Below are 15790 nucleotides of genomic sequence, written 5' to 3'. Positions count from 1 at the left end.
CTTCGATGACTGCAACGGCCGCCGTATTCGCGATTCTCGCCGCGCTGTGGCTCGGCGCCATGATTCCCGGCCCCAGTTTCGTGCTGGTGGCGCGCAATTCGATCGGCCTGTCGCGCCGCGACGGCCTCGCGACCGCGCTCGGCATGGGTGTCGGCGGCATCGCGTTCGGCGGCGTCGCGCTCGCCGGGCTCTATACGCTGCTGCAGACCGTCGAATGGCTCTATGTCGGGCTCAAGATCGCGGGCGGCGCGTATCTGATCTACATGGCGTCGAAGATCTGGCGCGGCGCGGATCGCCCGATCGCGATGGACGACTCGCGGGCCGCGCCGGCCGGCAGCGCGCGCAAGTCGTTCCTGACCGGCCTGACGACGCAGCTCAGCAACCCGAAGACGGCGATCTGGTACGGCAGCATCTTCGCGGCGCTGCTGCCGCAGCATCCGCCGCTGTGGTGCTATCTCGCGCTGCCGCCGCTCGTGTTCGGCGTCGAATTCGGCTGGTACACGATCGTCGCGCTGTGCTTTTCGACGCGGCGGCCGCGCGAACTCTATCTGCGCGCGAAGAAATGGGTCGACCGCGTCGCGGCCGGCGCGATCGCGCTGCTCGGCTTGCGGCTGATTCTGAACGCGCCGAAGGTGGGGATCTGAGCGGTTTGGGTGCTGCTGGGTTGTTCGGCCGGCGGGCGCTGTGGCTGGCGGCGTCGGTCGCAGCGGCGGACGTTGTGCGGCGCGATGCACGGTGCTGCTTTTGCGCGTCGCTGCTGGCGCAGCGAGCTTGATCGTCGCCGCTTCGGCTTCCCTCCTTGCCGCTCGCGACGCGATACGGCGTCCCGCCGGTGGCGCGTCACGGCGGCGCGCGATGCGCGACGGCTCGACCTGGCCGCGCCGTACCTCGTCCGGCGGGCGAGCGCGTACTCGTCCCGTCTCCGATTCCGCTTTCAATCCTCGTCCTTCCCGGTGGCCATACCGCATCCCGCCCATCGCGCTCCAACCCGACGCCCGATGCGCGGCGACTCGACCTCGCCGCGCCATCCCTTGCCCGACGGGCGTTCGCGCGTATTCACGACTTCGGTTCGCACGCCGCTTCCGCGATTCTCGCGGTCGACCGCGCGTCGGCGTGTAAACTGCTGCCTTTTTTGACTGTCTGCAGCATGGTGCAAGCTCCTCCACGCGCTACGCTGAGCGGTCCGACCCTCGTTCGGCTGCTTGCGCGCATCGTCGATGCCGACGTCGCGGCTTCGCCGCAGACGCTGTCGGACCGGCTGAGCCAGTGGCTCGGCTGGACCGACGCGATCACGCTGTCGTCCGCGCTGAACGCGAGCCCGCCCGGCGTCGCGGCCGGCGTACGCGGCCACGACGCGGAGCGCGACTGCGCGCGCGTGCGTCACGACCTCGCGCAGGCGATCACGGCGCTGAACCGTCCGCGCGCGCGACGCCGTCCCGGCGAACTGCCGCCGCCCGCCGCCGACACGGCCGATTTCGCGGATTTCCGGCAGCGCTATCTGCAGCTGCAGCAGGAGATGGAAACGGCGATCGGCCAGTTGCGCGGCCGGCTGCGCGTCGCGCTCGCCGCGCGCTCGTCCGGGATGGCGCGGCTCGCGACGCTCGACGCCATCATGGAGCGCGTGCTCGGCGCGCGCGAGCGCAGCCTGCTGTCGACCGTGCCCGCGCTGCTCGGCACGCGCTTCGAGCGGTTGCGCGAAGCGGAACGGCAGGCGCTCGCCGATGCGTCCGTCGAGCCGGATGGCGACGCGCCCGCCGATGCGAGCGTCGCGGCGCAGCCGCGCGCGGCCACGCCCGGCGCATGGCTCGACGCGTTCCGCGACGAGATGCAAAGCGTGCTGCTCGCCGAACTCGAAGTGCGGTTTCAAACGGTGGAAGGGCTGCTCGCGGCCCTTCGTACCTGCTAGGTCTGTCTACATATGTCCAGAATTCGTATTGATCTCGTTGTCTTCGCTGCCGGTCTGCTCGCCGTGTGCTGGATCGCCGCCGGCTATGTCGGATCGAATCCGCTCGCGTCGGCCGTCACGCTGCTGATCGGCGCATGCTACGTCGCGGGCGCGTGGGAACTGCTGCGCTACCGGCAGGCGACCGCAGCGCTGTCGCGCGCGGTCGCGGCGCTCGCCGAACCGCCGGCGCGGCTCGATGCGTGGCTCGACACGTTGCCGGCCGGCCTGCGCGGCGCGGTGCGTGCGCGCATCGACGGCACGCGCGTCGCGCTGCCGGGCCCGGCACTGACGCCCTATCTCGTCGGTCTGCTCGTGCTGCTCGGCATGCTCGGCACGCTGCTCGGGATGGTCGTCACGCTGAAGGGCACGGGTGCCGCGCTCGAAAGCGCGACCGATCTCGATGCGATCCGCGCCTCGCTCATTGCGCCCGTGAAGGGGCTCGGGTTCGCGTTCGGCACGTCGATCGCCGGCGTCGCGACGTCCGCGATGCTCGGGTTGCTGTCGGCGCTGGTGCGCCGCGAACGCAGCGAGGCCGCGCAGCAGCTCGACGCGCAGATCGCGACGACGCTGCGCGTGCATACGCCCGCGCATCGGCGCGACGAATCGTTCCGCCTGCTGCAGCAGCAGGCCGACACGATGCCCGCGCTCGTCGACCGGCTGCAGACGATGATGACGACGCTCGAGGCGCGCAGCGTCGCGCTGCACGAGCGTCAGCTCGAAAGCCAGCAGGCGTTCTTCGACCGCACCGAGCAGGCGTATGCGCGTCTCGCGTCGAGCGTCGGCGCATCGCTGCAGGAAAGCGCGGCCGAAAGCGCGCGCGTGGCCGGTGCCGCGCTGCAGCCGGTCGTCGCCGCGACGATGACAGGGCTCGCGCAGGAAATGGCGGCGCTGCGCGACACGGTGTCGGGCGCGGTGCAGCGTCAGCTCGACGGCCTGACGAACGGTTTCGAGGCCGCGACCGCAAACGTGACGGCCGCGTGGCATCGCGCGCTCGACGCGCAGCGCAGTGCCGGCGATGCGGTCGCACAGCGGCTCGACACGACGCTCGGCCAGTTCGCCGACACGTTCGCGCAGCGCTCGGCGGACTTGCTCGACGGCGTCGCGACGCGCCTCGAATCGACCGAAGGCCGTCTCGCGGATGCGTGGCGCGATGCCTTGTCGCGTCAGGAGCAGGTCGGCGAAACGCTGGCCGGCCAGCATGCGCGCGCATTGAGCGACGCGGCAGCGACGTTCGAGCGCCATTCGGCGTCGACGCTCGCCGCGATGCGCGACGCGCACACGCATCTGCAGACCGAACTCGCCGCGCGCGATGCGCAGCGGCTCGCCGCATGGAACGAATCGCTCGCCGCGATGGCCGCGAAGCTCGGCGACGAATGGCAACGCGCGGGCGCGAAGAGCGCCGACCGTCAGCAGGAAATCTGCGACGCGCTCGCGCAAACGACACGCGATCTCGCTGCGCAAGCCGCCACCTTCGAACAACGCTCGAACGATCTGCTGACGACGATTCGCGACTCGCACACCGGTCTGCAGACGCAGCTCGCCGCGCGCGACGAAGAGCGTCTGTCCGCATGGAACGAATCGCTGGCCGCGATGGCGGCGAAGCTCGGCGACGAATGGCAGCGTGCGGGCGTACACAGCGCCGACCGTCAGCAGGAAATCTGCGATGCACTCGCCCAAACGACGCGCGATCTCGCTGCACAGGCCGCCACCTTCGAACAACGCTCGAACGATCTGCTGACGACGATTCGCGACTCGCACACCGGCCTGCAGACGCAGCTCGCCGCGCGCGACGAAGAGCGTCTGTCCGCATGGAATGAATCGCTGGCCGCGATGGCGGCGAAGCTCGGCGACGAATGGCAGCGCGCGGGCGTACACAGCGCCGGCCGTCAACAGGAAATCTGCGACGCGCTTGCACAAACGACGCGCGATCTCGCCGCACAAGCTGCCACCTTCGAACAACGCTCGAACGATCTGCTGACGACGATTCGCGACTCGCACACCGGCCTGCAGACGCAGCTTGCCGCGCGCGACGAACAACGACTGTCCGCTTGGAACGACTCGCTCGCCGCGATGGCCGCCGCGCTGCGCGACGAATGGCAGCAGGCGAGCGCACACGCAGCCGCGCGTCAGCAGGACATCTGCGATACGCTCGCGCGCACCGCGAACGACATCGCCGCGCAGGCGCAGGCACAGGCGAGCGACACGATCAACGAGATCGGGCGGCTCGTGCAGGCCGCATCGGAAGCGCCGAAGGCGGCGGCCGACGTCGTCGCCGAACTGCGTCAGCGGCTCTCGGAGAGCATGGTGCGCGACACCGCGATGCTCGAAGAACGCAGCCGTTTGCTCGCGACGCTCGAAACGCTGCTCGGCGCGGTCAACCACGCGTCGACCGAACAGCGCGCGGCGATCGACGCGCTCGTCAGCACCTCGGCCGATCTGCTCGACCGGATCGGCGCGCGCTTCAACGACACGGTCGACGCGCAAAGCCGCAAGCTCGATGCAGTCGCCACGCAGGTGACGGCCGGTGCGGTCGACGTCGCGAGCCTCGGCGATGCGTTCGGCGCGGCCGTGCAGGTATTCGGCGAGTCGAACGACAAGCTGCTCGCGCATCTGCAGCGCATCGAGGCCGCGCTCGAGAAGTCGCTCGCGCGCAGCGACGAACAGCTCGAGTACTACGTCGCGCAGGCGCGCGAGGTGATCGATCTGAGCATGATGTCGCAGAAGCAGATCGTCGAAGATTTGCAGCAGATCGCCGGGCGGCGCACTTCCGTCGGAGCGTAAGCGATGCACGAGGAAATCGACGGCGGCGCGGAAGCCGCGCCGGTCTGGCCCGCGTTCGCCGACCTGATGTCGGTGCTGCTCGGCGCGTTCGTGCTGATCCTCGTCGGCGCGATCGGCATGCAGCTGCAGCTGACGTCGAAGCTCGAGGAAGCCGTGCGTGCGCGCCAGCAGGAAGCGCAGCAGCGCAAGACGCTCGAACTGGCGCTCGCGGGGCCGCTTGCGGCCGGCCGCGTGACGCTCGTGAACGGGCGTATCGGGATCGCCGGCAACCTGCTGTTCGCGCTGAACTCCGACCAGCTGCAGCCGGACGGCCGCGAACTGCTGAAGACGCTCGCCGGCCCGCTCGCCGCGTATCTGAAGACGCGCGATCAGATCCTGATGGTCAGCGGCTTCGCGGACGATCAGCAGGTGCGCGCCGGCAACCGGATGTTTGCGGACAACTGGGAGCTGTCGGCGAAACGTGCGCTGACGGTCACGCGCGCGCTGATCGATGAGGGCGTCCCGGCGTCGTCGGTGTTCGCGGCCGCGTTCGGATCCGAGCAGCCAGTCAGCTCGAATGCCGACGACGAAGGCCGCGCGAAGAACCGCCGCGTCGAGATCGCGCCGGTCCCGCGCAAGTCCGCCTCGAACGGAGGGCCGGCGCGGTGACGATCGACGCGACGCAGGTGCGCACGATGCTCGATGCATGGCGCGAGCAGGGCGCGGCGCGGCTCGATCCGGTGCGCTTCCATCGGCTCGACGCGCTCGAACGGCGCGCGGCCGCACTCGACGGCGACGCGCGCCGGCTGCTCGACGCGCGGCTCGCCGCGCTGGCCGACGAATACGCGCAGCTCGTCGCCCGCACACCGGTGCCGGCCGAACCGGACGCGCCGCAAGCGCATGCCGCGCCCGCGCGCGCCTCGTCGCGCGGCGTGCTGGCCGGACTCGTCGAGCGGCTCGCGCGCGACGCGCAGGCGGACCGGCGTGGCATCGATCCCGAACTCGTCGACTATTTCCGCGCGACCTGGGCGAAGGTCCGCACCGAACAGCAGTATCGGCAATCGCTCGACCAGGTCCCGCGCAATGCGGGGCCGCTCAATTCGAACAGCCTTGTGCACCGGTCGCTGTCGACGATGCGCGAGCTGTCGCCCGCGTATCTGCAGCAGTTCCTCTCGTATGTCGATGCGCTCGCGTGTCTCGAGGATCTCGTCGGCGCCGGTGCGCAGCCCGACAAGGAGGCGGCGCGCACGAAGACGGCGAAGCCCGCGAAGCCGGCGAAGAAGGGCACGCGCACGCGCGTACGCTAGCGCCGCGACGGCAGCGCTAACGGCATCGCATTGCTGCTGTCCGGCGCGCCGCATACGGCATTCGTCATCGCGGTCGCGCGCGCCAGTTCGTCGAGCGTCCATCCACGGCCGAGCAAGAGGCGCCGCGTGTGCAGCGCATCGTGTACCTGCGTCGCAACGGCTTGGCCGAGATAGCGCAGCGCGCGGCCTTCGACGTCGACGAAGCCGTGCCGGTACTCGTGTGCGAGCGCGTTCCACAGCTGCGCCGCGCCGACCGACTGCCGCGCGCCGCTGATCAGGCACTGCCCTGCGTCGAGCGCCCATCGATAGAGCGCGGTCGCGAGCCCGCGGCGCTGCATCGATCCGCGCAGCCGCGTATGCGGCGCGCGCAGATGGCGATCGGCGCGACGCGGGATTTCCGGCAGCCGGTTGAACACCGTGTAGCCGGCCAGTTCGCGCGCGGCCGGATTTTCCACATAAAGAAAGTATTCGCCGTCCGCTTCGCGGTGGCGCACGATCAGGCCCGAGTCGCCGAGCGCGACGGCCGGCAGGCCGTGCAAGCGGTGGCCGCGCTCGTGCAGACGCGCGTAGAGCGCGTCGAGTTCATCGTCGATGTCGTGCTGGGCATGCTGTACGTCGATGCGCATGGCAAAAGGCGCCCGTCCCGGGCGTATCGAGAAGGTGGTTCATCGCAATAGGGAAAACGGAATGGAAGCGGCCCCCGTGCTCGACGCGCGAGCCGGGGCCGCGAATCAGCTGGGGATGTGCTGGAAACCGGCGGCGATCGCGGCGAGGCCCGCGATGCAGAGTCCGAACAGGATCACGATTTTGTGGATCACGCCTCTCTCCTCAAGAACGCGCGGCGCGCAACGGCGGTGCCGCGGAGACGGTGACGACGGGCGACGCCCGTGCGGCCATCGTACGTAGCGATGGTCGGTGTCCGCGCATCGGTTGCGCGCGGACGGTCAGCACCATACGCGACGCGACCGGCGCGGGCAACCGGCTCGACGGAGAAAGGCGACGAAAACGGCGCAAACGCGCGGTTTCGCGACGATCGGTCGCAACCGCGTGCGCCGGGAAGCGGTGTCGTGCTCGAACGAATGGGCGGGCGTCGGCGCGCGATCGCCCCGACGCCCGACGCCCGCGAGCGCGTGCGTCAGGCCGGCTGCCGCGCGCCGAATGCTTGCCTGATCCGCGCGAACAGCCCGTGCTGCGCGATCCATTCGGCGTACGCGCGATAGTCGGGGTCGCGCATGAGATGACGTTCCTCGGTCTTCGCGCGCACGTAGTAGATGAGATTCACCGCGACGAGCCCCGCGCAGTGCATCAGCCCGACCTGCCAGCCGAGCGGCTCGACGAACGGCACCGAGACCATCCAGTACGACAGGTTCTTCGTGATGTAGGCCGGATGCTTCGTGAACCGGTATGGGCCCGACGTGATGATTCCGCGGTTCGTCAGGTTCGAGAAGCGCAGCCCGAACGAGATCGTCGACAGCGCGTACGTCAGCAGCAGCAGGATGATCACGGTGCCCCAGATCACGCGCAGCGTCGGCGCGGACAGCAGCCAGTTGTCCCAGAACAGCGAGCCTTCGTAGCGGATGTAGTTGTTCGAGATCAGCGACCAGAACGGCTGGTAGCAGATCAGCGCGGCGACCCAGCCGAGCGTCGTCGGCTCGACGGTACGCACGTGGCTGTCGAGAATGCGGAACGTGCACAGATAGCCGACCGTGCCGAACATCAGGTCCATCGTGAACGACAGGTCGTAGAGGAAGACGAACGTCGCGAGCGTCATCGGCGCGTGCAGCGCATTCGCGAGCGATGCGCTCAGATGATCGGCGTCCTTCGACAGATAGACGGTCATCAGCGGCAGGAAGAACGCCTTCACGCCCCAGCCGGCGAGCATTTCTCGCACCGATTGCCAGTTCGCAGGCTTTTCGCGGCGAAACAGGAAGCGGCCCCACAGCAGGTAGGCATCGTCGGTTTCGCGCTGATGGCGATCCATCCACGCGAAGTAGAACGGCGCAGCGACGATCACATACGGCGCGAGCGAGCGCAGCAGCGACCAGAACGGCAGATAGAACGCGCCGTGATACTCGGGCAGCAGCCAGTAGATCGCGCCGATTCCGGCGTAGATCGACGCGAGCGCGCCGAGCCGCGTCGCGACGCGCGCGATGCCGAGCGGCCGCACGGCCTGGCGCGACAGCCCCGCGCTCGGGCGCAGATAGACACGGGAAATCAGCAATTCGTACAACGCGATCGTGCCGATGATCGACAGGCTCGCGACGACCGCGCGGGTCGCCGCGTCGAGGTCGGGACGATCGCGCGTGATCCAGAGCGCGAAGAGGCCGGCCGCGATGCCAAGCAGGCCGGCGCGGAACGGGGTGGCGGAACGGGGCGGGCGGTCCTGGACCGCGGCGATGCCGTCGAGCGTGGAATTCATGATCGGATCCTCGTCAGGATGGGGGCCGGCGTCCCCGCGCGGCGGGTGACGCCGGCCGTCGGCCGGGCTTTGGAATGATGTGTGCCCGGCCATTGGCCTTTGGTTCTAGTGCGTACCGCGTTACTTCTTCGTGCCGCCCAGCAGACCGCCGAGCAGGTTCGTCACCGGCGACAGCAGGTTGCCCGTGCCGCCCGCGGCCGCCCCGCCGTTCGAACTGCCGCTCAGCCCGGCCGACACGGTGCCGCCGCCGGACGGCGTCGTCGCCGCGCCGCCGGCGCCGCCGGTTGCACCGGCGCCCGCACCGCCACCGACGCCGGCCGTGGGCGGCGTCAGCGTGCCGGTCAGGACGCCGCCGACCGCGCCGGTCAGGCCACCGGCCGGCGTCGTGATCGTGCCCGTCAGGCTCGCGCCGAGCGGCGTCAGCGTGTTGACGAGGTTCGTCACGGGCGCGAGCAGGCCGCCGACACCGGTGCCGCTGGTTCCGCCGGTGCCGCTCGTTCCGCTCGTTCCGCCAGTGCCGCTCGAGCCGCCGATGCCGCCGATGCCGCCGATGCCGCCGAGCGTGCCGGTCACCGTGCCGAGCAGCCCCGTGATCGGGCCAAGCGGGCTGCCGCTCGTTCCGCTGGTGCCGCTGGTGCCGCTCGTTCCACCGATGCCGCCGAGCGTGCCGGTCACCGTACCGAGCAGCCCCGTGATCGGGCTGAGCGGACTGCCGCTCGTTCCGCTGGTGCCGCTGGTGCCGCTCGTTCCACCGATGCCGCCGAGCGTGCCGGTCACCGTACCGAGCAGCCCCGTGATCGGGCTGAGCGGGCCGCCGCTCGTGCCACTGGTGCCGCTCGTTCCGCCGGTGCCGCTCGAGCCGATGCCGCCGAGCGTGCCGGTCAGCGAGCCGAGGAGCCCCGTGATCGGGCCGAGCGGGCCGCCGCTCGTTCCGCTGGTCCCGCCGGTGCCGCTCGACCCGCTGGAGCTGCCGCCGCCGATGCCGCCGAGGCCGCCGGTCAGCGAACCGAGCAGGCCCGTGAGCGGTGCGAGCGGGTTCGTGCCGCTGCTCGAGCTGCCGCCGTACAGCAGGCCGCCGACCGACGTCGTCGTGGCGCCGAGCTGACCGACGACGCCGCCGAGGGCCTGGCCGACCGGATAGTCCGTCGCGCCGCCGATCTTCGTGCCGGCGACGCCGAGGCCGCCGCCGAGCGTGCTCAGCAGGCCGTTCAGCGGTGCACCGAGCAGCGTCGCGCTGCCGAGCGTCTGCGTGACGCCGGGCTTGTCGACGCCGCCGGTCAGCGTGTTCGTGATCGGGTTGATCACCTTGCCGAGCTGCGTCTCGAGCTGCTGGACCGGCGTGCTGTTCAGCGCGGTGTTGAGGTCCGAGGCGGTCGAGTTCACTGCGGTGCCGACCGTGTTCGCGAGGTCGCCGACCAGCGTCGTGACGGGCGACAGCGGCGACAGCGGGCCCGCGCCCAGGCTCTTCACCGCGTTGCCGAGGTTGCCGACCGCGCCGCCGGTGCCGGTGAGCAGTCCGGTGGTCGACGTGAGCGTCGGGCCGAGCGGGTTCGACGACACGCCGATCGAGCCGAGGCCGGCCGCGATCCCGTTGCCGACCGACTGCACGCCGTTGCCGAGGCTCGTGACGGCATTGCCGACGCTGGTCGCGGTCGTGGGGTTCGTGCCGGGAACCGTGACGCCGCCGATCTGTGCGCCGCCGTTCGCGACGACGGTGCCAAGCGACGTGACGAGATTGCCGGATTTCTGCAGGACGTTGCCGAGCGGGGTGACGCCGGTGCCGGACGTGCCCGAGGTGCCCGAGGTGCCCGAAGTGCCCGAAGTGCCCGAAGTGCCCGAGGTGCCGGAGGTGCCCGAAGTGCCGGACGTACCCGAAGTGCCGGACGTACCCGAAGTACCGGAAGTGCCGGACGTACCGGAAGTACCGGAAGTACCGGAAGTGCCGGACGTGCCTGAAGTGCCGGACGTGCCCGAAGTACCGGACGTACCCGAGGTGCCCGAAGTGCCGGACGTGCCGGAGGTGCCGGACGTACCGGAAGTGCCCGACGTGCCTGAAGTGCCGGACGTGCCCGAAGTACCGGACGTACCCGAGGTGCCCGAAGTGCCGGACGTGCCGGACGTGCCGGAGGTGCCGGAGGTGCCAGACGTACCTGACGTACCGGACGTGCCCGAAGTACCCGAGGTGCCAGACGTACCGGACGTGCCCGACGTGCCGGAGGTGCCAGACGTACCTGAGGTACCGGACGTGCCCGAAGTACCCGAGGTGCCAGACGTACCGGAAGTGCCAGACGTACCCGAAGTACCGGACGTACCGGAGGTGCCCGACGTACCCGAAGTGCCGGACGTACCCGAGGTACCGGACGTGCCCGAAGTGCCGGACGTGCCCGAGGTACCGGACGTGCCCGAGGTGCCAGACGTACCCGAGGTGCCAGACGTACCCGAGGTGCCAGACGTACCCGAGGTGCCAGACGTACCCGAGGTGCCAGACGTACCCGAAGTACCGGACGTACCCGAAGTACCGGACGTGCCCGAAGTACCGGACGTGCCCGAAGTACCCGAAGTACCCGAAGTACCAGACGTACCCGAAGTCCCGGAAGTCCCCGACGTCGCCCCCGACGTCCCTGAAGAACTACCGCCACCGGACGTCCCCGAACTACCGCCACCCGAAGTCCCCGACGTCCCGCCGCCGCCCGACGTTCCCGACGTGCTCGGCTTGACGGTCGGCGGCGTGGTCGGCCCGTCGACGGAGCCGCAGCCGTACAGCGCGAGAAGCGACGACACAGCCAGCGCGACCGTCGTCTTGTTGAAGTAATGGTGCATGTTGGCCTCGACATTGGAAGTTGTCCGAAGCCCTTATCTGCAAATTCCGCGCCATGCCAACTTCGGCGATCACGCCGGTCGTTTCGTTGCGAAAACCGGGAGTTTCGATGCGATTTAAACGCCGTAGCGCCGATTTCCCGAACGGCCACTGCGCGACCGCCCGGCGAGTCGCCGTGATGTTCCCGTAAGCTGCCGTAACGCGGCGCGCGATGTTACGTAGCATCGCGCGACGTAACGGCCGTCACCGAGCGCCGCGTCTTTGACGAAACGCGGGCGCGCCGCGAACATGAAGCGGGCCCATCCGGCTGCGGGCCCCGATCGAAGCGGCCGCGACCCGAGACAGGATACGGACATGAGCGAACAGGACAGGGAGCGCGGCAAGGCGCGTCGGACCGAGGTGATGGGGGAGCCGTTCGTCGAGCGCGCGATGCGCGACCTCGACGGCTTTTCGCGGCCGCTGCAGGACTGGCTGAACGAGCACGCATGGGGCAGCACATGGCAGCGCGGCGGGATCGATCTGAAGACGCGCAGCCTCTGCACGTGCGCGATGCTGGCGGCGCTCGGCCGCAGCACCGAGCTGAAGGGGCACGTGCGCGGCGCGCTGAACAACGGCGCGACGCTCGTCGAAATCCGCGAGGTGCTGCTGCACAGCGCGCTGTATGCGGGCGCGCCGGCCGCGGTCGAGGCGTTCCGCAGCGCGCGCGACGTGATTGCCGCACTCGGCCTCGAGTTGCCGGACGACGGCAGCTGATTCGACCACGGCTTCCACGGCCGCCCGCCGCGTAACGCCACGGCGCGCGTCGCTGCGGGGCACCATCGCCAACCGACGATCGAGGGAGTCGGACGCGGTCCGACGCAGTTTGACGCAAGCCAATGCAAGCCCATGCAAGCCGACGCAAGCCAACGCAAGCCAGCGCAAGCCAGCGCAAGCCAGCGCAAGCCAGCGCAAGCCGACACAGACCGACACAGGCCAACAAGGCCGACCAGGCCGCGCCCGCTGTCTGCGCCGCTCAGTGCGCCGGGCAGCGCACCGTTCAGTGCGCCGCGCGCGCCGCCGCCGCCGTCACCGGCGCGGCGGCCACCTCGAGCAGCCAGTCGGCGGTCGCTTCCGGCATCGTCACGGGCAGCATGTGCCCGCCTTCGACGACCGTCAGCCGCACGCGCGCCGACTTCTTCGCGAGCGCGTCGCCGTGGGCGCGCCAGTCGAGGATTCGGTCCTCGCGTCCATACAGCACGTCGACCGGCACCGCGAGTTCCGCGTAGCGGCTTTCCATCGCGGGCAGATCGTCGGGCGCGCACAGCAGGTCGGTGGCGGTCGCATAGAAGCTGGCAGGCCGCAGCCCGAGCAGGCCGCCGCCCTTGACCGCGAAGTCGTGCGGCACGTCCTCGGGCGCGAACACGAGGCGCACGGCCTGGCGGCCGGTCAGGATCGTCATCGGGATCGCGAAGGTCCACGACACGAAGCGGCGCACGAGCGGCGACGGCAGCACGAGCGGCCGGAACGGCGCGGGCGGCTCGGACTGCGGATGCGACAGCGGCGCGATCAGCGCGAGCCGGCTCACGCGCTCCGGATGGTTCAGCCCGACCGCGAGCGCGATCGCGCCGCCGAGCGAATGGCCGACGAGCACGGGGCGGTCGAGCCGCAGCGCGTCGATGAACGCGGCGATCGTGCGCGCCTGCGCGAACACGTTCGCCTGCGATCCGGCGCCGCGGGTCGAGCGGCCGGCGCCCGGCCGGTCGACGAGAATCACGCGGTGATGCTGCGCGAGCCGCGCGAGCGGCAGATACGCGAAGTTGCGCAACTGGCCGGCGAGCCCGTGCACGAACACGATCGGCGTGCCGCTGCCGTATTCGACATAGTGGATGCGGTCGCCGCCGACCTCGACGACGCGCCCTTCGGGCGGAAACGCGCGCGTCACGCGGCGCGCGACGTAGCCGGAAAACAGCGCGAGCGCGGCGAGCACCGCGACGATGCCGAGCAGGATGTTCAGGATCAGATGGAGCGTCGGGCTCATGGCGGCCTCAGCGGGTTTTGAGTACGGGTTCGGTCGCCGGCGTCGCCGCCGGGCCGGCTGTCGCGCGGCGTTCGAAATGCATTGCCGAGTCGGCGAGGCCGCTGAACTTCAGCGATGCGAGATCGAGCACGTAGTTCTGATGAAACTTCCACGGCTTGCGGTGGCCCTGCTTCGGCAGGATGCCGGCCGCGCGCTGGATATAGCCGGAGCTCAGGTTCACGGCCGGCACGTCGCCGAGATCGCCGGGCGCGAGGCGCGGCACGCAGGTATCGTACCCGTGCGCGCGCATGTGGTTCAGCAGCCGGCACACGTAGCGCGCGATCAGTTCGGCTTTCAGCGTCCACGACGCGTTCGTATAGCCGAACGACGACGCGAGGTTCGGCACGTCGCTGTACATCATCCCTTTATAGGACACCGTCTGCGGCAGGTCGACCGCGCGGCCGTCGACCGTCACGCGCGCGCCGCCGAGCATCTTCACCTTCAGGCCGGTCGCGGTGACGATCACGTCGGCGTCGAGCTGTGCGCCGCTTTTCAGTTTCAGCCCGGTCGGCGTGAAGCGTTCGATCTCGTCGGTGACGATCGACGCGCGGCCCGCGCGGATCGCCTTGAACAGATCGCCGTTCGGCACGAGACAGAGGCGCTGGTCCCAAGGGTTGTAGCGCGGCGTCAGATGCTTCGCGACGTCGAAGTCGGGGCCGAGCTGCCGGCTCGCGGCGCGGATGATGAACTGCTTCGTGCGCTCGGGCTTGCGGCGCGACACGTTGTACAGATACATCGTCAACAGCACGTTCTTCACGCGCACGAGCCGGTGCGCGAGCCGCGACGGCAGCACGCGGCGCAGCGCATTCGCGATCTTGTCGCGCGCCGGCAGCGACACGATGTAGGTGGGCGAGCGCTGCAGCATCGTCACGTGCTGCGCGTCGGCCGCCATCGACGGCACGAGCGTGACGGCCGTCGCGCCGCTGCCGATCACGACGACGCGCCGGTTCGCGTACGACAGATCCTTCGGCCAGTGCTGCGGATGCACGATGCGGCCCTCGAACGTGTCCATCGCGGGCCAGTCGGGCAGGTAGCCCGCATCGTAGTCGTAGTAGCCGCTGCACATATAGAGGAAGCGGCACGTGTAGACGAGCGTGTCGGTCGCGCCGTCGCGCGTGCGCTCGACGCGCACCGTCCAGCGTGCATGGTTCGAATCCCAGTCGGCCGCGACGACCTTCTGCCCGTAGCGGATCAGCTTGTCGATCCCGTACGTGCGCGCGGTGTCGCGGATGTAGTCGAGGATCGTCTGGCCGTCGGAGATCGCCTTGTCGCTGTGCCACGGGCGGAAGCTGTAGCCGAGCGTGAACATGTCGGAATCCGAACGCACGCCCGGATAGCGGAACAGATCCCACGTGCCGCCGATCGCGTCGCGCGCCTCGACGATCGCGACGCTCGCATGCGGGCAGCGCTTGTTCAGGTGATAGGCCGCGCCGATACCGGACAGGCCGGCACCGACGATCAGCACGTCGAGGTCGCGGCTGTCGCCGCAGGCGGGCGGCGCGGCGCGCCGGTCGGTCGTCGTCGAGGTCATGCGGTGTCCTTGATCGCGGTGGAGGCGTGCGCGGCCGGCGTGGCCGTGCGGGCGAGATTGCGCGCGCGGGCGCGGCGCACGTGGCGCAGCACGAGCCGCTGATAGCCGGCGCCGAGCAGGCGCGCGAGCGTGTCGAGGCGGCGCGCATCGGCGCCGACCAGCACGCGGCGCGCGTTGCGCTCGACGCCGGCGAGGATCTGCCGGGCGGCGTCGTCGGCGGTCGTCGCATTGATCAGGCGATTCGCCTGACGGCGATGGGTCGCTTCGTCCTGGCCGGTGAGCGCGTGAATGCTGGTGTCGACGCGGCTCGCATCGACGATGTTCGTCGCGACGCCGCCCGGATGCACGCAGGTCGCGCTCACAGGCGCGCCGTCGAGTTCGAGCTCCATCCGCAGCGCTTCGGTGAAGCCGCGCACCGCGAACTTCGTCGCGTTGTACGCGCTTTGCGTCGGCATCGCGATGAGCCCGAACAGGCTCGACGTATTGACCACGTGCCCGTCGCCGGACGCGCGCAAATGCGGGAGGAACGCCTGCGTGCCGTGCACGACGCCCCAGAAGTTGATGCCGACGATCCATTCGAGATCGGCGCGGCTCGCCGTCTCGGCGCTCGCGGCCAGCGACACGCCTGCGTTGTTGAAGATCAGGTTCACCTTGCCGTGTTCGGCGCGCACGAAATCGGCCCACGCGAACACGGCGTCGCGGTCGGCGACGTCGACGCGCCGCGTGCTCGTACGCACGCCGTGCTTCGCGCATGCGGCCGCCGTGCCGGCGAGCCCGACGTCGTTGACGTCGGCGAGGGCCACCTCGCAGCCGCGCCGCGCGAGCTCGACCGCCAGGCTGCGGCCCATCCCCGAACCGGCGCCCGTGATTGCGGCGACCTTGCCGGAAAAACCCTTCATTCGTCGTCCTCCCGTTTCGCTACCGTCGTGCCGGCGGCGTGTCTATTGTGGTGTT

12 protein-coding genes are annotated in these 15790 nt (G+C 70.0%); 6 read left to right on the top strand and 6 right to left on the bottom strand.

From position 1 onward, the window contains the following. The first annotated feature begins 5 nt into the window (after window positions 1–5). The 5 genes from BCR55_RS19855 to BCR55_RS19835 all read left to right on the top strand — a co-directional run bounded on the left by BCR55_RS19855 (window position 6) and on the right by BCR55_RS19835 (window position 6012). Window positions 6–644, top strand: coding sequence for a LysE family translocator (locus BCR55_RS19855; RefSeq protein WP_006404323.1), 639 nt, complete (start codon window positions 6–8; stop codon window positions 642–644). Between the two features lie 503 nt (window positions 645–1147). Continuing rightward, window positions 1148–1906 carry a DUF3348 domain-containing protein gene (locus tag BCR55_RS19850; protein ID WP_053297917.1) on the top strand — a complete coding sequence of 253 codons (759 nt, stop codon included), beginning with the start codon at window positions 1148–1150 and terminating at the stop codon, window positions 1904–1906. 12 nt (window positions 1907–1918) lie between these two features. Further along, complete coding sequence (locus BCR55_RS19845) at window positions 1919–4726, top strand: DUF802 domain-containing protein (protein ID WP_065495594.1); 2808 nt, start codon at window positions 1919–1921, stop codon at window positions 4724–4726. A 3-nt stretch (window positions 4727–4729) separates the two neighbouring features. Then, complete coding sequence (locus BCR55_RS19840; RefSeq protein ID WP_065495592.1) at window positions 4730–5374, top strand: OmpA family protein; 645 nt, start codon at window positions 4730–4732, stop codon at window positions 5372–5374. Continuing rightward, window positions 5371–6012 (top strand): DUF2894 domain-containing protein, encoded by a 642-nt coding sequence (locus BCR55_RS19835; RefSeq protein WP_065495590.1) that lies wholly within the window; start codon window positions 5371–5373, stop codon window positions 6010–6012. The genes BCR55_RS19840 and BCR55_RS19835 overlap by 4 nt, the downstream gene beginning before the upstream one ends. Here BCR55_RS19835 and BCR55_RS19830 read toward each other — a convergent pair. From BCR55_RS19830 to BCR55_RS33940, 3 genes are all read right to left on the bottom strand, one after another. Then, the gene (locus BCR55_RS19830; RefSeq protein WP_065495588.1) at window positions 6009–6638 is read right to left on the bottom strand and encodes an acetyltransferase; all 630 of its coding nucleotides are present in this window, start codon (window positions 6636–6638) and stop codon (window positions 6009–6011) included. The genes BCR55_RS19835 and BCR55_RS19830 overlap by 4 nt on opposite strands. Before the next feature lie 509 nt (window positions 6639–7147). Beyond that, window positions 7148–8431, bottom strand: coding sequence for an isoprenylcysteine carboxylmethyltransferase family protein (locus BCR55_RS19825; protein ID WP_006404315.1), 1284 nt, complete (start codon window positions 8429–8431; stop codon window positions 7148–7150). A 120-nt stretch (window positions 8432–8551) separates the two neighbouring features. Next, on the bottom strand, window positions 8552–11251 hold the full coding sequence (locus BCR55_RS33940) for a collagen-like triple helix repeat-containing protein (RefSeq protein ID WP_065495586.1): 2700 nt from the start codon (window positions 11249–11251) through the stop codon (window positions 8552–8554). 352 nt (window positions 11252–11603) lie between these two features. On the opposite strand from BCR55_RS33940, the gene BCR55_RS19815 reads away from it, so the two are divergent. Beyond that, entirely contained in the window at window positions 11604–12002 is a 399-nt protein-coding gene (locus BCR55_RS19815) for a carboxymuconolactone decarboxylase family protein (protein ID WP_006404310.1), read from the top strand. Window positions 12003–12285: 283 nt separating this feature from the next. Here BCR55_RS19815 and BCR55_RS19810 read toward each other — a convergent pair whose 3' ends face one another. Genes BCR55_RS19810 through BCR55_RS19800 form a run of 3 tightly spaced genes read right to left on the bottom strand, consistent with a single transcriptional unit; the run spans window position 12286 to window position 15735 of the window. Beyond that, window positions 12286–13266, bottom strand: coding sequence for an alpha/beta fold hydrolase (locus BCR55_RS19810; RefSeq protein ID WP_053297910.1), 981 nt, complete (start codon window positions 13264–13266; stop codon window positions 12286–12288). A gap of 7 nt (window positions 13267–13273) precedes the next feature. Next, a complete protein-coding gene (locus BCR55_RS19805; protein ID WP_053297909.1) occupies window positions 13274–14836 on the bottom strand; it encodes an NAD(P)/FAD-dependent oxidoreductase in 1563 nt (520 codons plus the stop codon). Next, window positions 14833–15735 carry an SDR family oxidoreductase gene (locus BCR55_RS19800; protein ID WP_006404307.1) on the bottom strand — a complete coding sequence of 301 codons (903 nt, stop codon included), beginning with the start codon at window positions 15733–15735 and terminating at the stop codon, window positions 14833–14835. Before BCR55_RS19800 ends, BCR55_RS19805 begins: the two co-directional genes overlap by 4 nt. Window positions 15736–15790 lie beyond the last annotated feature (55 nt).

It is taken from the genome of Burkholderia sp. CCA53, from assembly GCF_001685525.1.
In the GTDB taxonomy this organism is placed as follows: Bacteria; Pseudomonadota; Gammaproteobacteria; order Burkholderiales; family Burkholderiaceae; genus Burkholderia; species Burkholderia multivorans.
Note: the sequence above shows the minus strand (reverse complement) of the source record. Positions and strands in the feature narration are given on the sequence as shown.